This is a genomic window from Candidatus Mycalebacterium sp. (assembly GCF_977828045.1).
On record NZ_CDWCUL010000002.1, the window covers coordinates 25,252 to 44,710 of the forward strand.

The 19,459-nt window shown below is 49.1% G+C and carries 21 protein-coding genes and 1 tRNA gene; 12 read left to right on the forward strand and 10 right to left on the reverse strand.

Annotated elements, in window-relative coordinates; translation table 11 throughout:
• Genes ACY430_RS00170 through ACY430_RS00180 form a run of 3 tightly spaced genes read right to left on the reverse strand, consistent with a single transcriptional unit; the run spans nt 1 to nt 4,700 of the window.
• Nucleotides 1–2,241, reverse strand: a complete 2,241-nt coding sequence (locus ACY430_RS00170; RefSeq protein WP_462136923.1) for an efflux RND transporter permease subunit — start codon at nt 2,239–2,241, stop codon at nt 1–3.
• A 1-nt stretch (nt 2,242) separates the two neighbouring features.
• Entirely contained in the window at nt 2,243–3,796 is a 1,554-nt protein-coding gene (locus ACY430_RS00175; protein WP_462136888.1) for a hypothetical protein, read from the reverse strand.
• A gap of 10 nt (nt 3,797–3,806) precedes the next feature.
• The gene (locus tag ACY430_RS00180) at nt 3,807–4,700 is read right to left on the reverse strand and encodes an outer membrane lipoprotein-sorting protein (RefSeq protein ID WP_462136889.1); all 894 of its coding nucleotides are present in this window, start codon (nt 4,698–4,700) and stop codon (nt 3,807–3,809) included.
• Here ACY430_RS00180 and tpx point away from each other — a divergent pair.
• From tpx to purM, 12 genes are all read left to right on the forward strand, one after another.
• Entirely contained in the window at nt 4,672–5,175 is a 504-nt protein-coding gene (tpx, locus tag ACY430_RS00185; protein WP_462136890.1) for a thiol peroxidase, read from the forward strand. The genes ACY430_RS00180 and tpx overlap by 29 nt on opposite strands.
• Before the next feature lies 1 nt (nt 5,176).
• Nucleotides 5,177–5,506 carry a metal-sulfur cluster assembly factor gene (locus tag ACY430_RS00190; protein ID WP_462136891.1) on the forward strand — a complete coding sequence of 110 codons (330 nt, stop codon included), beginning with the start codon at nt 5,177–5,179 and terminating at the stop codon, nt 5,504–5,506.
• A gap of 5 nt (nt 5,507–5,511) precedes the next feature.
• Nucleotides 5,512–5,970, forward strand: coding sequence for a peroxiredoxin (locus ACY430_RS00195; protein WP_462136892.1), 459 nt, complete (start codon nt 5,512–5,514; stop codon nt 5,968–5,970).
• A complete protein-coding gene (gene bioD, locus ACY430_RS00200; protein ID WP_462136893.1) occupies nt 5,933–6,721 on the forward strand; it encodes a dethiobiotin synthase in 789 nt (262 codons plus the stop codon). The genes ACY430_RS00195 and bioD overlap by 38 nt, the downstream gene beginning before the upstream one ends.
• Nucleotides 6,722–6,833: 112 nt before the next feature.
• Nucleotides 6,834–7,394: a cytochrome c3 family protein gene (locus tag ACY430_RS00205; RefSeq protein WP_462136894.1), complete on the forward strand. Its 561-nt coding sequence runs from the start codon at nt 6,834–6,836 to the stop codon at nt 7,392–7,394.
• 26 nt (nt 7,395–7,420) lie between these two features.
• On the forward strand, nt 7,421–10,363 hold the full coding sequence (locus tag ACY430_RS00210; RefSeq protein ID WP_462136895.1) for a molybdopterin-dependent oxidoreductase: 2,943 nt from the start codon (nt 7,421–7,423) through the stop codon (nt 10,361–10,363).
• 23 nt (nt 10,364–10,386) lie between these two features.
• The gene (gene nrfD, locus ACY430_RS00215; protein WP_462136896.1) at nt 10,387–11,733 is read left to right on the forward strand and encodes an NrfD/PsrC family molybdoenzyme membrane anchor subunit; all 1,347 of its coding nucleotides are present in this window, start codon (nt 10,387–10,389) and stop codon (nt 11,731–11,733) included.
• Nucleotides 11,726–12,247, forward strand: coding sequence for a DUF3341 domain-containing protein (locus ACY430_RS00220; RefSeq protein WP_462136897.1), 522 nt, complete (start codon nt 11,726–11,728; stop codon nt 12,245–12,247). Before nrfD ends, ACY430_RS00220 begins: the two co-directional genes overlap by 8 nt.
• Nucleotides 12,234–12,785: a c-type cytochrome gene (locus ACY430_RS00225; RefSeq protein WP_462136898.1), complete on the forward strand. Its 552-nt coding sequence runs from the start codon at nt 12,234–12,236 to the stop codon at nt 12,783–12,785. Before ACY430_RS00220 ends, ACY430_RS00225 begins: the two co-directional genes overlap by 14 nt.
• Nucleotides 12,772–13,962 carry a hypothetical protein gene (locus ACY430_RS00230; protein ID WP_462136899.1) on the forward strand — a complete coding sequence of 397 codons (1,191 nt, stop codon included), beginning with the start codon at nt 12,772–12,774 and terminating at the stop codon, nt 13,960–13,962. The genes ACY430_RS00225 and ACY430_RS00230 overlap by 14 nt, the downstream gene beginning before the upstream one ends.
• A 3-nt stretch (nt 13,963–13,965) precedes the next feature.
• Nucleotides 13,966–14,106 carry a hypothetical protein gene (locus ACY430_RS00235; RefSeq protein ID WP_462136900.1) on the forward strand — a complete coding sequence of 47 codons (141 nt, stop codon included), beginning with the start codon at nt 13,966–13,968 and terminating at the stop codon, nt 14,104–14,106.
• A gap of 16 nt (nt 14,107–14,122) precedes the next feature.
• Nucleotides 14,123–15,166, forward strand: coding sequence for a phosphoribosylformylglycinamidine cyclo-ligase (gene purM / locus ACY430_RS00240; protein ID WP_462136901.1), 1,044 nt, complete (start codon nt 14,123–14,125; stop codon nt 15,164–15,166).
• Here the strand turns inward: purM and ACY430_RS00245 are convergent.
• The 7 genes from ACY430_RS00245 to dapA all read right to left on the reverse strand — a co-directional run bounded on the left by ACY430_RS00245 (nt 15,159) and on the right by dapA (nt 19,458).
• Nucleotides 15,159–15,893, reverse strand: coding sequence for a TonB family protein (locus tag ACY430_RS00245; protein WP_462136902.1), 735 nt, complete (start codon nt 15,891–15,893; stop codon nt 15,159–15,161). The two genes, purM and ACY430_RS00245, sit on opposite strands and share 8 nt — an antisense overlap.
• A 166-nt stretch (nt 15,894–16,059) precedes the next feature.
• Entirely contained in the window at nt 16,060–16,692 is a 633-nt protein-coding gene (locus tag ACY430_RS00250) for a YqaA family protein (RefSeq protein WP_462136903.1), read from the reverse strand.
• The gene (gene surE / locus ACY430_RS00255) at nt 16,689–17,459 is read right to left on the reverse strand and encodes a 5'/3'-nucleotidase SurE (protein WP_462136904.1); all 771 of its coding nucleotides are present in this window, start codon (nt 17,457–17,459) and stop codon (nt 16,689–16,691) included. The genes ACY430_RS00250 and surE overlap by 4 nt, the downstream gene beginning before the upstream one ends.
• Nucleotides 17,460–17,466: 7 nt before the next feature.
• Nucleotides 17,467–17,543: transfer RNA gene (locus tag ACY430_RS00260), tRNA-Pro, on the reverse strand.
• A gap of 25 nt (nt 17,544–17,568) precedes the next feature.
• Complete coding sequence (locus ACY430_RS00265) at nt 17,569–17,925, reverse strand: MerR family transcriptional regulator (RefSeq protein ID WP_462136905.1); 357 nt, start codon at nt 17,923–17,925, stop codon at nt 17,569–17,571.
• 45 nt (nt 17,926–17,970) lie between these two features.
• On the reverse strand, nt 17,971–18,570 hold the full coding sequence (locus tag ACY430_RS00270; RefSeq protein WP_462136906.1) for a ribonuclease HII: 600 nt from the start codon (nt 18,568–18,570) through the stop codon (nt 17,971–17,973).
• Nucleotides 18,571–19,458: a 4-hydroxy-tetrahydrodipicolinate synthase gene (gene dapA, locus ACY430_RS00275; RefSeq protein ID WP_462136907.1), complete on the reverse strand. Its 888-nt coding sequence runs from the start codon at nt 19,456–19,458 to the stop codon at nt 18,571–18,573.
• Nucleotide 19,459 lies beyond the last annotated feature (1 nt).

Sequence of the window (19,459 nt, forward strand, 5' to 3'; positions counted from 1 at the left end):
TTACGCCTTTTTCTTGTCGCAAAAAACCTCAACAAGACAAGGCAAAAAAAGCACGGCTGACAGCACGGCTCCTGTGAGCCCTACGATTGTAAAAAGCGCGAATTTTACCATAACCACAAGACTTGAAGTGAAGAAAACCGCGAGAGCCGCGCAAAACAGAATGCTTGTGAGAACAACGGGACGGGCGACAATTGAAAGGGTTTGCTCAATTCGGTTTTCAGAATCCTGAAGGTGCCCGCCTTTGCTTCTTTTGTAGTGATGAAGAAAATGGATTGAGTCGTCCACACTCAAGCCCAGCGTTACTCCGGCGACCAGAATAGTCGCGAAATCAAAAGGCACTTCCAAAACAGCAAGCATTCCCGTTGAAAGAAAAACTGGAAACAGGTTGGAAACAAAGCCCGCCATTCCGAGCCTCACTCCAAAAACGAACACAAAAAGCGTCCCAATGACCGCAAAAGTCAGCACGAAACTTTTTATTTGGGTTGAAATTACGTATCCACTCAAGCGTTGGATATACGCTCCGATTCCGGTGATGAGAATCCGCGCGTCCGGAAACGCCTCCGAAGAAACCAACCTTGCGAACTCAATAAGCGAGCCAAGTTCGGAAGAAGTCAGATTGGGGGTCTGAACCTCAATTCGCGCCGTGGAAGAATTGAAATTCAAATAGGGGCTGACAAGATCTTTTTCCCTCTCTCCGCGCGAAAATTCAAGAAAAAGAAGTTCCTGCGCAAGTTCGTTGTCACTTCGTGGCAAAGTTAAAGAAGACCCCGTCTCGGCCGCAAGCGGGCGGTGGGTTATCTCAAGCGGCAAAAGGTAACTGTTTGAATCATTCACAAATGAGCTTGTGTTAACGCCTTCGACAAGTTGGCGGACGCGGTTCATATTTTCAATTTTCCGGAAGAAGTTCGCGCTTTGAGCCTCAACAAGAATTTCAAGCGAGCCTGAACCGCCAAGTTTTTCATCTGCGGAATGAAACGCTTCGGATATGCGGCTTGATTTTTTGAACAGTACATTCAAGAAGTTTGTTTCAGTTCGCGCGAAGCTGAGAGAGAAAGCCATAATCAGGGAGAAAGCCACAAACGCGATGGCGGTTTGTTTTCTGCGCCCTGAAAACTTTGAGGAAACCCGCAAGGTAAAGGAAGTGATTTTGCCGCCGTCTTTCAAATTCGTCCGCAAAGCGTGTCGCGGAAACACCCACAACGCTCCCCACACGGTCGCGACAAGCAAGGGATAGCATAGGGCGATGGCAATAAATGAATCTATTCCGAAATTGCCCACGGGAATCAGATTGCTTACCGAAAAAGCCCCGAAACCGACTGCGCTTGTTAAACTTGTAACAAGGCAGGGCAGCCATGTTTTGCCGATTGTCGAGCGCAACGGGTTTGAACTTTCGCGCGCCTCCCTGTTCCAGATTGCAAAAATGTGAAGCCCGTCCGCGATTACAATGACGGCGACCATAAGCGGAATAGACAAACTCACGGGCGTGAGGGCGTGTCCGAGAAAATTGACCGCCGCGAAAGACTGCATCACAGCAGTGGCGAAGCATGCTAAAAGCACTCCGACCTGAAACGGGTCGCGCACGAAAATATAGAGGAAAAACGCCAGAACAACCGCTCCGATGGAAAGCAAGGCAAAAAGTTCATTTCTGACGGTGCGGTTTATTTCTCCTTTAAGAGCGGCGTCTCCGGCGAGAAGAACGCCCCTGAACGGCGAATAGGTGATTTCCTCCTCAATGCGTTCAAGAACCTTGCTTCTTTCCGCGGAACGGTTTCGCGTGTCAATCCGGGTCTGAATTCCAACGGTTTTACCGTCCTGCGAAAGAAGTTTTTTGTGATACGGGCTCGCGGTAAAAAGGGCTTCAAACTGCCCGTCATTTTTTATCACGCCGGTTTTGAGAGCGCTTGTGAAACTGCGGATTTGCAGTTCACCGTCTTTTTTTACCACTATCCTGGCGGAAAGCGGGGAGCGCGTTTTGATGACGCCGGGGATATCCTTTAGTTTTTTTTCAAAATCGTCAATCGCGGGAAAAACATCGGGGGTTGAAAAAAAGTTTTGTTTAAGCGGAAAAACAAGAAAAAGGGATTCCCCTTCTTCAAACTCCTCCGCCAGATAGTCCAGCTGCTTCTCAAGAGGGTGGTCGGGCGAAAGCCAGAGGTCGCTGTCAAATTTCAGCCCGTATGAGCCCGCGGCGAGAGCGCAGAAAACTACGAGCCATGCGAGAAGGAAAATTCTTTTAAACAGATCAGAATCTCCATGTTACCCCGAAGCGCGGCGCGATGACAAATTCGTCTTCAAAATCATATTGTCCGCCTTCATTGTTGAGGTCACTGAGTTGACTGTCCGCAAAATACTGAAGAAAGTCCAGCCCGGCAACAAGTTGCAACGTACCGACTCCGAGGTAGTCAAACTTGTCAAAAGTTACCACTCCGTAGAGGCTTCCCCCATAGGCGTACGAACCGAGAAACCCGCCCGTTAGTCCGACAAAGGTTTGTTTATCGCCCGTTATGTAATAAGCGGCGTTGACAAACGGAGCGGCGAGCAGCCCCATGGCGGGGTCGTCATTAGCGTATGCTTCGGAAAGGTCCGCGCCTCTTTTTCCACTTCCGGTGAATTCCTCATTCAAGAAGTATCCGGCGATTTCAGCCTTCCACCTGTCCGCCACATACTCAACTCCGAGCCCGCCCAACAGGGTGGTTGTGTCGGCGTAGAGCCTGCCGCCGTTTTGATTCATCGCCCAGTTAAAGTAGTCCGTTTGTTGAGTGGAACCGTCCATGATATCGGGGTTGAAAGATTCCAAATCCCCTTCGCTTTTTCTGTATGAAAGCTCTCCCCTGAAATTCCATCTTCCTCTTGGCACGGTTGCTTCAATTGAATATGCTTGAAGTTCTGAGAGTCCAAAGTTTTGTTGGCTTTCTTCCCCCGCATCCATTCCCAGAGTTTCCAGCGAATTTATAGAGAAACCGTTTCTTCCGTTGTAGTAGGTCAGCGCAATTGTCGCCCAGTCGGGATAGAAAATCGCGCGCGCCGCGTATTGGTTATGATCTTGCAAATCTTTTCTGCTCACCCTTACAGAGTTGTCCCGAACACGAATAGAACCCGTAAGCAACGGGTCAATTATGGTATTCAGGAAAAAGTAGCCCTGAAGTTCAACTCTTTCGTGAGGAAGAATTGAAATCTGCACATTGTCCTGAGGAAGAGCGAAATTAACCTTTGAAAAGTTGGTTGATATGTTCTGAGTGCGAATCGGAAGCGTGAAAAAGAACACCGGAGAGAAAATATCAAACTGCCCCCAAATGACCTTACGCCGTCCCACTTTGACATTGAACTGCGGGAACGGTGAATAAGAAAGATAGGCCTCGGAAACCTCCGCCGTGTCGGTTTCAATCTCCAGCGTTCTTTTCCCGTTGAACGGCACATCGCTGCCACCGGGATTGTCACAGCCGTCTGTAAGTGTAGTGGCGGATTTACATGCCTGCTCAAACTGCACCTTCTCTTTCCAAATCCTTCCTTCAAAATACGCCTGGAAATTGTCAGTTGAAAAATCAAACCCTCCGTTTCCTATGACGAAGTATCGTTTGTTCCGCCCGGTCGGGGTCGTAAAAGAGCCAAGATTCAGAAATACATACTTCCTGATCGTGTCAAGAGTGCCGCTTCCCTCCTGTTTGTAGCCGCTTTCCTCAATCACGGGACCGCCTTTTTCCTGCGCGGGTGCGGGAGAAAACGCGAGAACCGCGAACAAAATGCAAAACGCCGCCGTTGCCGCCGCGCGTCCGTAAAAAGAAAATGGTTTTTTCATTTGTAACTCCTTACCGGTTTTGAAGTCTGGCAATGACGACCTCTCCCGATTTTATTTTTTTAAAGTTGATTGATTTCTTTTTTATGGAAGTTGAGCCGCCCGTTAAGTGGTTCTTCATTTCCGCATCAATTATGACATACATGCCGCTGATTTTTGATATTTTTTTACTTGTCAAAGTTTTGAGTTTCGCGCCGGTGTGGTCATAAAAAACAATCTTTTCAGGAACTCTGATTTTATTAATAATACTGCTCTCAATTTTTGAGTAAGGGGCATTGCGGTCTTTCGGAACGCTTGAAACCAACGAGATTTCTTCACCCGACTTGATAATTTTGTGTCTGTCTTCGTTGGGTATCCTTCCCGTGATATCAGCGTTTGTGAAGTCCGAGCCCATAAAACTCTGGTGCTTTTGCTCAACACTGAGTTTGTTCACGGTTCTAAAAGCGGGGAAATATATCCATTGGTCTCTCTGCTTCCCTTCGCGGTCGTAAACAATATTGAACAACCCCGTTCCTTTGATGTCCGCCGGTTTGTAAAAACGCAAAAGACTTTTTGTTTGTCCGTCCTCAATTCTGTAAAGCATTTTGAAAAAACGTACGCGTTTGCGCCCTTTGGGGTCTTTGACGAGAATTTCCATGTCCATTCGCTGACTTTTGTGAATGCGGCTTTGTTCGTAAACCTGCCGCATAAGTTCATCCGCGTTCGGGCTTGAATGGGCGCTCGCGGGAGCGAGCAGAGTTACCAGAGGAAGAAGAACGGCAGCAAAAACTGATTTTGTGATGATATGTTTCTCCGAGCCGCCGGGATTGAATGGAACTCCGGCACTATGTAAAAATGGCGCGCATAGAGTTACTATAATAGTATAGGAGAAAGAACATATGGCAAGAACTGTAACAATGAAAGGCAACCCGCTCACGCTTGACGGAGCGGAGGTTAAAACCGGAGACGCCGCTCCGGACTTTTCGTCTCTCGCGGGTCCGGGATCAAAAAAAACGCTTTCGGATTTTGCGGGCAAGGTAAAGATTTTTAATGTCGTGGTCTCGGTTGACACTCCGGTCTGCGATGTTCAGACAAAACGTTTTTCCGATGAACTGAAATCTCTGCCGGACAATGTTGAGGTTGTTACGGTCAGTATGGATCTTCCCTTTGCGCAGTCGCGCTATGTAAAAGAGGCATGCATCGAAGGCGGCTCATTCTTGAGCGACCACTCCGAAGCGTCTTTCGGAAAATCCTACGGGGTTCTTATGAAGGAAAATCGGCTTCTCGCGAGAGCGGTTTTTGTTGTTGATGAAAATGATGTTGTGCGGCATGCCGAATACGTGAAAGAGATTACGGACGAACCGGATTACGAAGCGGTTCTAAGTGCGGTCAAAGCGTTGTAAAATGGCTGAAAAACAAAGCGGCAAAACCACTGAAACGGTTACCAAAGAACAGATTTTTGAAGTTCTTGGCAACATCTATGATCCTGAAATTCCGGTGGACATTGTCAATCTGGGACTCGTTTACAATATTGAAATCAACGGCGGCGAAGTAAAGGTTCTTATGACAATGACTTCACCCGGCTGCCCTGCGGCGGGGCAGATAGTCGCCGAAGTAAAAATGCTCACGGCCGAAATTGAGGGAGTGGGAAAAGCGGATGTGGAAGTTGTGTGGGACCCCCCGTGGACACCTGAAATGATGAGTCAGGCGGCGAAGGAAAGTTTCAACATATAGGGACCGTGTCAGACAAACTCAAAATAGGAGACTCTGCGCCGCTGTTTGAAGCGGAAACCTACGGCGGCGAAAAAGTCTCGCTTTCGGACATCATTGCCGGTGGCGGAGCGGCTTTGTGTTTTTACCCCAGAGACAATACCCCGGGTTGCACGCGCGAAGCATGCTCACTCAGGGACACTGAAAGCCGCATCGCTAAAAAAGGGATAACGGTTCTGGGAATCAGTACGGACAGCGTGAAATCCCACGAGGGATTCAGAGACAGGCAAAAACTCAACTACACGCTCATCAGCGACAAAGACAAAAAAATTATCAACGCCTACGGAGTTGTAAGCCCGTCAAACAGCGCACGCCGCGTCTCCTTTCTGGTGGACGGAAAGGGGGAAATACGGCACATTTGGACAAAGGTTGACACCCACGCCCACGGTGGTGAAATCCTCAACAAAATCGAAGAACTTTCCCTCTAACATTTTGCGGGAACAAACCCCAAATAGCGAAAAACCGCGTTTTTTTGTTACCGGAACCGACACGGGTGCGGGAAAAACCGTTGTCTGTGCGGCGCTCGCACGCTGTTTTATGGAAGCCGGGAAAACGGTTTCAATGATTAAGCCGTTTCAAACCGGCTGTTTGGGCGAAAATGTTACGGATGCGGATTTTGTTCACCGCGCGATGGGCAAACCGTTCACCCCTTCGGTTTCAAGTCCGTATTGCCTCAAAGAACCACTTGCCCCCATGGTTGCGGCGGAGATTGAAAACACCAGTTTTGACATCGGCGGGATTTTGGAAATTGTTGAGTCCGAATCCGCCACTCATGATGCGGTGATTGTTGAAGGCGCCGGCGGGCTGCTTGTTCCGGTAAAAAAAGACTATTCAATGGCGGATTTCGCTTCGGATTTGGGGTTCAAAACTCTTATCGCCGCACGGGCGGGGCTCGGAACAATCAATCACACGCTTTTGACGGTTGAAGCCGCGAGGGCCAGAGACCTTGAAATTGCCGGAATCGTAATCTGTGGATATCCGCAAGGGAAAAACGTGTGCGAGGAAACCAATCTGATTTATCTCAGGGAGCGGGGGCAAAAAATTGCCGGCATCATACCTTTTCTTGACGGGCTGGATGTTGAAGGCGGAAAAGCGGACTCTTTGGTTGGGCGTAATTGCCGGTCATTTTTCACATCGGATTTATTAGGTTCACTTGATGAAAAACCCCCGCCTGCGTGAAGAAAAACGGCTATTTGACACACGGGGCAAGTGTGTTAATTTACCGCATTTGCCGCGCGTGACTGAGTGGCGGAGTTGAAAAGATTTCAAAACAAAGACTTTACACCCGCAGATGAGAGCAACTGTCACATTTTTTCTTGTAATCTACGGGCTCGCTTCCGTCTCTCTTTTACAGCAAAGCGCGGCGGCGGAAAAGGGACCTGAACAGCCTGTTCTTTTCAGTCACAAAATCCATGCCGGAGACAATAAAATAGAGTGCCGGACCTGCCACAGTTATGTGGACGTGTCCACCCATCCGGGTATTCCCTCGGTTCAAAAATGCATGGGGTGTCATTCACAAATCAGGGGCAGAAACATTGAGTATAAAGCCGATGACGGCACGGTCATCAACATACGCGGAGAAATAGATAAGGTGCGGGAATACTGGGACAGAAAAGAGCCGATTCCCTGGATAAAAGTCTCGCCGATGGCCGAGTATGTTCAGTTCACCCACAAGCGCCACATCAAACAGGGTATTGAGTGCGCAACCTGCCATGGCGAGGTTGAAAAAATGGACGTGGTAAGAAAAACGGAGCGGCTCAATATGGGATTCTGCATATCGTGTCATGAGCAGAACGCCCGCGATGAATACCACGAAAGGCAGCTGAAGGACTGTTTAACTTGCCACCATTAAAAGGGGGCGCCTGACGGAGGAAAAAAGTGTCTGACGAAATTAAAAACGAAAACGGCAAACAGGGAATAACCAGACGGGATTTCCTGAAAGTAATCGGTGTGACGGGCGGTGTCGCGGCGGCGTCAGGCGGGTGTTCGCCTGAGCCGGTTGAGCAGATTATTCCGTATGTCATTCCGCCCGAAAACACCATTCCGGGAATACCCGACTACTATTCAAGCACCTGCCGCGAATGTCCGGCGGGATGCGGAGTGATTGTAAAAACAAGGGAAGGGCGTGCCATTAAAATGGAGGGCGACCCCGACAACCCCATAAACTCGGGCGCTTTGTGCGCTTCAGGGCAAGCCGCACTTCAGGGGCTCTACAATCCGGACAGAATCAAGTCCCCTCTCGCGAAAAACGAAAGCGGAAAATTCCGCCCCGTCACCTGGAAAGACGCGGAGAAAACAGTTGCCGAAAAAATTGGAGAACTCGTTTCACAGGGGAAGGGACGGCGCGTAGTGTATCTCGACGGAGTGTCGGCGGGGTCGTATGGCGAGCTGCTGAACATCTGGACGGGCGCAATCGGGGCAAGGAAATATTCCTATGAAACCTTTTCACATGAACCTATTAAAAAAGCGAACGAGATTGTTTTCGGCTTAAACTCCATACCTTCCTACGAAATAGGCAAAGCCGAATACCTGCTTTCTTTCGGGGTGGACTTCCTTGAAACCTGGCTCTCGCCGATATACAACGGCAAAGGGTTCGGCAGTTTGCGCGAAGTCAAAAAAGGCAAAACCGGCAAGGTTGTTCAGGTTGAGCCCAGAATGTCAATGACGGGCGCGAACGCCGACCGCATGATTCAAATCAACCCCGGAACGGAAATTTATCTGGCCCTCGCGATAGCAAACGTAATGTCCCGGAAAACCGAAGCCGAAGACTACCTGCGCCAACTGGTACGGCAATACACGCCCGAAAAAGTCGCGGAGAAAACATCCGTTCCCGTTGAAACCATCAACGAAATCGCCGAAGAGATGATTTCAAAAAAGAGTCTGGCAATCGGCGGCGGCGCGGCGACAACCGCTTCAAACGCGACCGAACTGCTTGTCGCCATCAACATACTTAACTACCTTTCAGGCAACCTGAACGAAACAATCAATTTTGCGGACACGCTCGCGATTTCGAGTTCAACCTCATATGAGGAAATCACCGCACTCATCAAAGACATGCAAAACGGCAAGGTGGCCGCGCTTATTATCAGAGGCTCAAATCCGGTGTTCTCTCTTCCGCAATCCGCGGGATTTGCCGAAGCGATGAAAAAGGTTCCGTTCACCGTAAGCTTTTCGCCGTTTATGGATGAAACCACGCAGATGTGTTCGCTTGTTATGCCGGACAACCATACCCTTGAGAGTTGGGGCGATTTCAGGGCGCGGGCGGGTTTTCACGGCATAACCCAGCCGGCGGTTTCAAGAGTTTTTAACACCAAAGCGTCCGGAGACGTAATAATTTCGGTCAGCAAGCAGATGAAAGAAACTGCGGATCTATTTGCGGTTACGGACTACTACTCTTTTATGAGGGAGTATTGGAAACGACTGGGCACGGAGATTTCTCCCGGAACGCCTTTTGAAACCTTCTGGAGCGAGACGCTCAAAAAAGGGGGAGTGCCCATGGCGCTCTCCGGAGGGAAAACCGCTCTTTCGGGAAGAATGAGGCTGTTTTCATTCTCCGGCAGGGAAGCGGATTTTCATGGAGACGGAGATATGTATCTCATGCCTTTCCCGTCCGCAAAACTCTACGACGGCAGGGGAGCCAACAAACCCTGGTTGCAGGAACTGCCCGACTCACTCACTTCGGTTGTGTGGGATTCATGGGCGGAACTCAACCCTGAAACGGCGGAAGCAATGGGAGTTCGGACCGGCTCTTTTGTAAAAATTGAATCTCCTTTCGGTGCGGTTGAAACGCAGGTGTTTGTCAATGAGGGAATATCCTCCAACACAGTGGCGATTCCAATCGGGCAGGGGCACGAAGAATACGGAAGATACGCGCAAGACAGAGGGGTAAGCCCGATGAAGATAATGTCTCCGGCATCCGATGTGCTTTCCGGCGGCTATGCGTGGTTTTCCACAAAGGTAAAAGTAACACCAACCGGCAAAGACTCTCTGCTTGTGCGCACACAATACACAACATCTCAGGAAGACAGAGGCGTGGCGCGAACGGTTGATATTCACGACCTCGGGCACAAAGACAATGGGCATCAAGATGAGCATCACCCTGATTTTTACCCGGACTTGAAATACAAGGAATACAGATGGGGAATGTCGGTTGATCTCTCCAAATGCACGGGTTGCGGCGCGTGCGTAACGGCGTGTTATGCGGAGAACAATATTCCGTTTGTCGGCAAGGAACAGGTCGCACGGCGCAGAGATATGGCATGGCTGAGAATAGACAGATTTTTTGAAAAAAACCCGAACGGTGAAGTAACGGCGCGGTTTATTCCGGTCCCATGCCAGCATTGCGGCAACGCCCCTTGCGAGCCGGTATGCCCCGTTTTTGCGACCTACCACAACCACGAGGGCTTGAATGGAATGATTTACAACCGTTGCGTGGGCACAAGATACTGTGCCAATAACTGCACTTACAAAGTCAGGCGGTTTAACTGGTATTCATACAAAGTGCCCGAGCCGCTTAACTGGCAGTTCAACCCCGATGTTACGGTGAGAACGAAGGGAGTTATGGAAAAATGCAGTTTCTGCGTCCAGAGGATAAGAAGCGCTCATGACACGGCAAAAGATGAAGGGCGCGGCGTAAGAGACGGAGACGTAATGACGGCGTGTCAGCAGACCTGTGCGACAAGCGCCATAGAGTTCGGTAATCTGCTGGACGAGCAGAGCAGGGTCTCGGTGTCGTCTCATGACGAGAGGGGCTACAAACTGTTTGAAGAAATAAACACAAAACCTGCGGTTACATATCTTAAAAAGGTTATTCAGTCGTAAGACGGGGCAAACGGCTCGGCAAAGTGGAAAACAAACAAAACAGGCTGACATATTCAAAAGTTACGGCTGACGTTGTAAGGATTTTAGAAAAACCTTCCGGACAATGGGCGTTGCTGTTCGGCACGGCTCTGTTTTTTGTCGGTATAGGGCTGTTTTCCTTCCTTTATCAAGTTTACACGGGACTCGGAGTGGCGGGTTTTCGCCATCCGGTTTTCTGGGGCATATACATAACGAACTTTGTTTTCTGGGTTGGAATAGCCCATTCGGGAACATTGATTTCCGCCGTGCTTTTCCTTTTCAGGGCAAGGTTCAGAATATCCATTTACCGCCTCGCTGAAGCAATGACTGTTTTCGCGGTTTTGACCGCGGGACTGTTCCCGATAATCCACCTCGGGCGTCCGTGGAATTTCTATTGGCTCTTTCCGTATCCCAACCAGCGTGAGCTTTGGGTCAATTTCAAATCGCCCCTTTTGTGGGACGTTTTCGCCGTAAGCACATACCTTACGGTCAGTTCCATTTTTTTCTTTGTCGGAATGATTCCGGACCTCGCAGCGATAAGGGACAAGGTAACGGGGAGACCGCGCAAAATCATTTACTCGCTTCTTTCGCTCGGCTGGAAGGGCTCAAACTGGGAATGGCTGCACTACTCAAGGGCGTATCTGTATTTTGCCGCTTTTGCGACTCCCCTTGTTCTTTCGGTTCACAGCGTTGTGTCCTGGGACTTTGCAATGGCAAGTCTTCCCGGCTGGCACACAACCATATTCGCACCGTATTTTGTCGCCGGAGCAATTTTTTCAGGGCTCGCGATGGTGATAACCCTCGCCATACCGATACGGAAGATTTTCCATCTTGAGGATTACATCACGATGGAAAACTTTGACGGAATGGCGAAACTGATAATTTTCACTTCTCTGATAATCGGATATGCGTACGGCGTGGAGTTTCTATTCGCGTGGTATAGCGGAGTTCCCGCTGAATGGGACCAGTTTGTATACAGGGCGGTCGGAGAATATGCGCTTTTCTACTGGACGATGGTGATCTGCAATGTGGCGGTTCCGATTCTTCTGTGGTTCAAGAGGTTTCGCCACAATTTGGCGATTCTGTTCGTCATCTCAATCCTTATAAACATAGGAATGTGGTTTGAACGTTTCAACATAATCGTAATTTCTCTTTCGCGCGATTTCGACCCCGCAGTTTGGGGCGTTTACAAAATTTCATGGGTGGAAGCCGGTATCACAATGGGCAGTTTCGGATGGTTTTTCATGTTCTTTCTGATATTCCTGAAAACTCTTCCCCCCATCGCAATAGCGGAGATTAAGGAAATGCTTCCTGTTCCGCGCAAAAAAAATGGAGAAAACGGGCATGAGTAAAAAACAACAAGAGGGAGTGCTCGGGGTCTACGGCCATCTTGATACGCTTGTGGATTGTCTGAAGACCCTGAAAGAAAAGGGCTTCCGTAACATAAGGGTTTTCTCGCCGGTTCCAAGCCATGAGATTGAGGAAATCATTGGCGAGCCCGAAAGCCCTGTGCGGTTTTTCACCCTCATAGGGGCGCTACTCGGCGGAGCGTCCGGCGTGGCATTCACAACAATCACCGCGAGCGACTGGCCTATTCAGGTCGGCGCGAAACCCGTGGTTTCCATACTGCCGTTTATGGTGATCATATTTGAACTTACAATTCTTATAGGCGCGCTCGCGACCCTGATGGGGCTGCTCATCAACTCTCTTTTGCGCAGAAGGGTTCCCGTTACAATGTATGACCCCAGATTTTCCGATGACAAATTCGGTCTGATGGTAGTTTGCCCCGATGAGAAGACAACCCTCGCCGCGCGCGAAATTATGCTTTCCGGGGGAGCGGAGGAGGTCAAGTTTGATTCCGCATAGCGTAAAACTGTTGGCGCATGCGGCGGTTTTCGCAGCTTGTGTTCTGTTCGCTGCGGACAACGCTTTTTCTTTTCCGTGGTCGCTTGATATGTGGGTTCAACCATCGGTTGACCCTTATGAAAAGCCGGTGCTTCATCCGCAAAAATCCGTGAACGATAAAACGCCGCCAAAAATGACAAGGGAAGAGGTGGAAACGGTCGCGAAGTCACCCGTTCCGCCGACCGACCGGTCCGTTCGGAGAGGCAAAGAACTTTTTTCCTACAACTGCATTTCGTGTCACGGGGCCAAAGGAAGGGGAGACGGGCTGATCATTCAAAAAGGGCACGGGTTTTATCCGGTTGACCTCACGGCGCCGGGAGTCGTGGCGCGGACAGACGGATACATCTACGCCTACATAATGTATGGCGGAAAGGTGATGATGCCCGCTTACTCGGAAAACATGACTTCCCCTGATGACGCATGGCATGTGGTCAACTATGTAAGGCATTTGCAGAAAGAAAAAGAAAACAGACAAGGGAGAGAAAATGGAAAAAATTGATGCGGCGCAAGACGTAATGGGTAAAACCGGACGTGTTCCCAAATGGGTTTTGCTGTTTCTCGGCGGCATCGGGGTGGCCGGCGCACTTGCGTTCGCACTTGCCGCGATTTCGGATGAACAGTCCGCCGGAGCGTGGCGCGTCTTGCTTATCAATTTTCTTTTTTGGACGGCAGTCGCTCAGGGCGGCGTCATATTTTCGTGTGTTTTAAGAATTACAAACGCGCGATGGGGCAGGTCTTTTCTCAGAATAAGCGAATCATTCAGCTCTTTTCTTCCCGTCTCAATGCTGTTGCTGATTGTTATTTTTCTTGGCTCCGAGCATGTCCTTCCCTATGCGGATCACCACTACCACGCCCCGAAAGACGTGTGGCTCAGCATGCCCTTTGTTATTCTAAGAAATCTTTTAGGGTTCGCGCTTATGCTGTTTTTAACATACAAATATGTTCGTGGCTCTCTGCTTCTTGATATTGACCCTTCAAAAACCGATTTTGCCCGCATCAAAAAACTCGCGCCTTACATAGTGGGCTCTTACGCAGTTGTGTTCAGTCTGTTCTCGTGGGATTTTATGATGTCACTTGACCCTCATTGGTTCAGCACGCTGTTCGGGCCATACTACTTCATGGGAGGGCTTATATCGGCGGTGGCAATGACCATAGTTGTCTCGGCGGCTCTTTCGCGTTATCTGAATCTCAAAAACTATCTCAACGACTACCACTTCTGGGACATCGGGAAAATGCTTAACGGATTCGCTCTTCTGTGGGCTTACCTTATGTTTTCCCAGCTTTTGCCCATCTGGTACGCGAACATGCCCGAAGAAACGGGTTTTGTTATCAAAAGAATAGCCGAAGAGCCTTTCCGGACTCTTGCATGGGCGGTTCTTACATGCTGTTTCATATTTCCGTTTGTGTCATTCATGCCGAGAACGCATAAAATCGTAACACCTATCGCGGTGTTTATATCAACGGTGTTTCTGTGCGGGCTGTGGATGGATAAATTCCTGCTTGTTACGCCGTCACTTTCATCATCGTTACAAATTTCAACGTATGAGATTTTGATTACTCTTGGTTTTGCCGGAAGTTTTCTCTGCGCTGTTTTGTTTTTCCTGAACAGGTTTCCCGCTATACCTTTTGGAGATCCTTTCTTTGACGGACCGAATTCGCACCACGGAGGAAACTGAAGAATGGACAGGTTTCTTGACAACTTGACAAAACTGATTGTCGCCAACATCGTTCTTTTCATAGCGGGCTTCATCACTCTTATCGTAACAGTCTCATTTTTCGGACCAACCCTCGCGCCGCTTATGAATAAACTGCCGTGGTAGCGGGATGAAAAAGCCAATGGCGAAAAAAAAACTGACATACTCCGGCTCGGGCGTTAACACAAAAGAGGGAGACAAATTTGTCAGTCTTATAAAGCCGTTTGTCCAAGCGACTCAAGGCAAAAATGTTCCGAAGTCATACGGCGGCTTTTCGGGCGCCTACTTACTCCCCGACAAAAAATCGTATCTGGTCGGAGCCACTGACGGGGTCGGAACAAAACTCAAAATAGCATTTGCCGCGGGTAGGGTGGACACCATTGGTGTTGACCTTGTGGCAATGTGCGTGAATGACATTTTGACCAGCAGGGCGACGCCTCTTTTTTTCCTGGACTACATCGCGACCGCGCGACTTGACGCTAAAAAAATGGCGGAGATTATCAAAGGAGTCGCGCGCGGGTGCACGGATGCGGGATGCGCTCTGCTGGGCGGAGAGACCGCGGAGATGCCCGGTTTTTACAAAAAAGATGAATTTGACCTCGCCGGATTCGCGGTGGGAATCGTTGATAAAAACCGCTACATGGAACGAAGTAACGCCGTTGCGGGTGATGAAATAATTGCGCTTCCATCAAGTGGAATACACTCAAACGGCTACTCTCTTGTGAGAAAAGCCCTTCTGCAGAGACGGAAACTTTCGCTTAAATCCAAACCTCGCGGGCTTTCGCGCCCGCTCGCGGACGAACTGCTTGAACCAACAAAAATCTACGCCCGCCCGCTCCGGGCGGCATTTGAGAGTTTTGACATCCATTGCCTCTCCCACATAACGGGCGGCGGACTGCTCGGAAACATTCCGCGCTCTCTGCCGGAAAAATGCATCGCGGTTCTTGAAAAATCTTCATGGGAAATTCCGGCGATTTTTGAACTTATCAGGGAATCCGCGAATTTGAGCGACGATGATATGTTCGGGGTTTTTAACTGTGGAATTGGAATGACTTTGTGTGTCAGTCCGGCGGATTCCGGCGCGCTTGTGAAAAAACTGCGGCAAACGGGGTGCGAAGGCGCGCACGTTGTCGGTAGAGTTGAGAAGAGAACAGGTAAAAACAAGTCTGCGGTCGTAATTACATAAGTTCCAGGTTGTCAATTATTTTAAATCCGAAAGTAAAAGTAAAAGTTGACTCGTCTTTCCAACTCGCGGGAAAAGGGCTGTAGGGAGCGGCGTCTCTTACGGTTCTAACCGCTTCAAGATCAAAGGCGGCTATTCCGGAAGACCGCGAAATTTCAACAAATTCCAACTGTCCGTCTTTTCGTACCTCCACACGCAGAACGGTATAAATATCCGAAAATATTTCCGAACCGCCGAAAGAAACCCGCCGGGGCCTCCAAACGTTTTGAACCCGGCTTCTGAATTTCTGAATGTAGGAAATATATTTATCGGTTGGCGCGAGAACACTGAAATTGTTCTCCTCAGAGTCCCCCCTGTAGTCCCCGTCATTGCCGAGACGGCGGTCTTCGGGCTGATGATAGATTTTCCGCCGCTCTTCGTCTGCAACCGCTTTAACCAACTGCTGAACGGAACTATCGTCAACGGAAAGTGTGTCATGCGACACATACTCCGCATCGCCTTCGCTTTCTTCGGCTTTTTTGGACACCGGGGCGGAGGCGGAAGGGAACGGGGCGCCGTAAGTTCCGTATTTCACCTTGTCCTCGCGGGAATTGTACGATTTCGTTGAATACGCCTTTGGATTCTCCACCACCGTGTCCTGAGGCTCTTCGGTCGGAGGCACATAATCAGTTATTTCAAGCAGTAAATCGTCTTTTTCCTGAACCTGCACGGCGACAAAAAGCGGGTTCAATCCCGTGAACACCAACAAGAGGAAATGAAAAAGCAATGCCGCGGTTAGCGACACTATAAGACGCCTTTTTCTTGACCGCCTTCTGTCATTTTTATTTTTTTCAAATGATTTCAACATTTGCTCATAGCAATTTTAATCATGAAATTGGAGTTTTTCACTATTTTTATTATTTTAGAAAATAATAAAAACCCACAAGAACAAGGGCGAGAACAAGTGTCAAAATGCCGAAATATCTTTCAATAAACGATTTGATGCCGCTTCCGAATTTCCATACAAGCACCGCCAGAAGAAAAAATCTCGCGCTTCTGCCAATAACCGACCCCATGACAAGAGCGCCGAAACTCATATTAAAAACGCCTGCCGCAATGGTGAAAACCTTGAACGGAATCGGAGTAACCGCTGACAGCAAAATCGCCTCAAAAGCATTTTCATCGAACTTGCCGGCAACGAAATTGAATGTCTGCTCACTGAAAACAAAACTGAAAAACCACTCATTGGTCAATCCCCATAAAAACTTTCCGAGAAAAAAACCGGCACATGCGCCAAGCACTGAAAACACTGAGCATATGGCGGCAAACCTGAACACGCGAGCCGGGTTGCCCAGATACATCGGCAACAGAAAAAAGTCCGGTGGAATGGGGAAGATAAAAGACTCGAAAAACGCAATCGCAGCGAGAGAGTGTTGGGCATATGGCTTTGAGGCCAATCCCAAAGTCATTTCGTAAACACGCCTCGCAAAATTCACGGGCTTGTAAAAAGTTTCCACCGAAGCGCGGTAAACGCTTTTGAGGAAATTCATTTTTTCAAATCCGCCTTGTGCAGCTCGTTGAGCGTGTCAAGATACGAATAGTCGGTAAAGTCAAGTTTGATAGGGGTTACCGATATCCAGCCATTCACAACCGAAACAATGTCTGTGTTGGGAATTTTGTGATACGCGAGTTCATCGCCGCCTATCCAGTAATAGATTCTGCCTCTGGGATCCTTATTTTTGATTATCTTTTCGTTGTAGTGTCTTTTGCCCTGATTGGTGAACTTCACGCCTTTTATTTTGTCTGCGGGCATATTTGGAACGTTCACATTGAGAAGGGTGCTTTTTGGAAGTCCATTTTTCAAAACAAATTCGGCGACCGTTTTAGCGTAGTCCGCGGCGGGCTCAAAAATAAAACTGTTTTTCCCGGGAACCGACACCGCGATAGAGGGTATCCTCAACAGAACTCCTTCCATAGCCGCGCTGACCGTTCCTGAATAGGTAATGTCATCACCCACGTTGGCGCCTTTGTTTATTCCTGAAACAACCAAATCAGGTCTTTTTCCCTCTATCAAACCGTTCACGGCGAGGTTTATGCAGTCTGTCGGGGTGCCGTCAACGCTGTATCTGTTGGACGCTATTTTCTCAACCCGCAGAGGTCTGGAAAGGCTCAATGCGTGGCTCGCCGCGCTATTGTCGCGGTCGGGCGCGACCACAATCACTTCTCCGAGATTTAAAAGTGATTTTTCAAGGGCGGTAATTCCGGGAGAGTTTATCCCGTCATCGTTTGATATGAGTATTCTAATACCGCTTGGCATATAAAAATGGTCGGGGCGACCGGATTTGAACCGATGACCACCGGTCCCCCAGACCGGTGCGCTACCAGACTGCGCTACGCCCCGATTTAATTTGAAAGGGCATTATAACCTATAACCGTTTGTCGTCCAAAAGCCCGAGGATTTGCTCCAAATCTTCCAAAACTGCAGTGAAAATTTCCTTGTCTCTCTGTCTTCCATCGGAAACAGGCAATCCCTGCTTCAGTCTCTTTCTCGCGCCCTCAATTGTGTAGTTTTCCTTGTGAAGCATGCTCTTAATTCTGAGAATTAGAAAAATTGCCTCTCTGTCATACATGCGATGTTTGCGCCTTCTGGTCGTTTTTATCTGTTCAAACTCTTTTTCCCAGTAGCGAAGGGTGTGATCCTTCAAACCCGTATATTCACTCACTTCTCCAATTTTGAAGTAAAGTTTGTCGGGGAGTTTTTTTGCTTCCTGTGCGCCGCTCATTGCTTCAAAACTATGATATTGAAAAGTTTGTATGATTTCAAGGCGCTATCCCGTTAACTTGAAGCTTTTTCTATGTTCCGGGCAGGCGCCGTATGTTTCAACAAGCTTCCTGTGCTCCCTGGTGGGATAGCCCTTGTGCTTGGAAAAGTTGTAAACGGGATACCTGTCGTGCAAATCCTTCATCATTCTGTCGCGCGTTACCTTCGCAATAATTGAAGCGACCGCGATTGACATGCACTTACCATCTCCGCCGACTATGGCGCGTTGTTTGAGCGAAAGAGATGTTTCGGTGTTTCCGTCTATCAAAAGAAAGTCGGGAGAAACCTCCAGGGCGGCGACCGCGCGCTCCATCGCCTTGATAGTGGCTCTGAGTATGTTGATTTCGTCTATTTCGCGCGGGTTCGCCACTCCGGTGGCGTAGACAACCCCTCCGTCCGAAGAAAGAGAGTTGAAAATCATCTCTCTGCATGCGGGGGAAAGTTTCTTGGAATCGTCAACTTCGGGAAAGTAAAACCCTTCGGGCAAAATCGCCGCCGCCGCAACAACGGGCCCCGCGATCGGGCCCCTCCCGGCTTCGTCCACACCCGCCGGCACAAGCCCGTGAGCCCGAATTTCCGTTTCGTATGAAAGCCCGTCAATCGGCAATCAAACACGCCCCTGAATCAAACCGTATTGAGCAAGAACGCGCGTGAGCGCCTTTTTGTTAGCCGGTGAAATAGCGCACAGCGGCGATCTGAAAATCCCTGAATCCATTTTCATAAGAGCGAGCGCTGTTTTTACCGGAACGGGATTTGATTCCAGAAACATCGCCTCGTTCAGAGGCAAAAGTTTGTAATGAAGTTTCCTTGCACCCGCGACATCGCCTTTGGCATAAAGGGTGTGCATTTTTGCCACGTCCCCCGGTGCGACATTTGCAGTAACCGTAATTGACCCTTTGCCCCCAAGCGAAAGAAGTGGAAAATTGACCGAGTCATCTCCGGACAAAAGGGTAAAACCCCCGCCGCACAGATGCATAATTTTTGATGCCTGCTCAACTGTGGACGCCTCTTTTATCCCAACGATGTTTTTGTATTTATCGTTCAGGCGCGCGACCGTCTCCGGAAGAAGATTCGCCGCCGACCGCCCGGGCACATTGTAGAGAATTATCGGAATCGAGGTTTTTGAAGCGATTTTTCCAAAATGTGTGAACAACCCGTTTTGAGAGGGTTTGTTGTAGTATGGAACAACAACAAGAGCAGCGTCTGCGCCCGCCTTTTCTGCAAAACGCGTGAGTTCAACGGCTTCCTCCGTGCTGTTTGAACCCGTCCCCGCAATTACGGGAAACCTGCCCGCACACATTTTGACGGTGGCTTCCACAACTCTTTTGTGCTCATCGTGCGAAAGAGTGGCGGACTCCCCGGTGGTGCCGCACGACACAATCCCGTGAGTGCCGTTTTCTGAGTGAAACTCAATCAGCCGTTCAAGAGCGGACTCATCCACTGAAAGGTTTTTTTTAAATGGTGTTATAAGAGCGACAAGTGAACCGGAAAACATG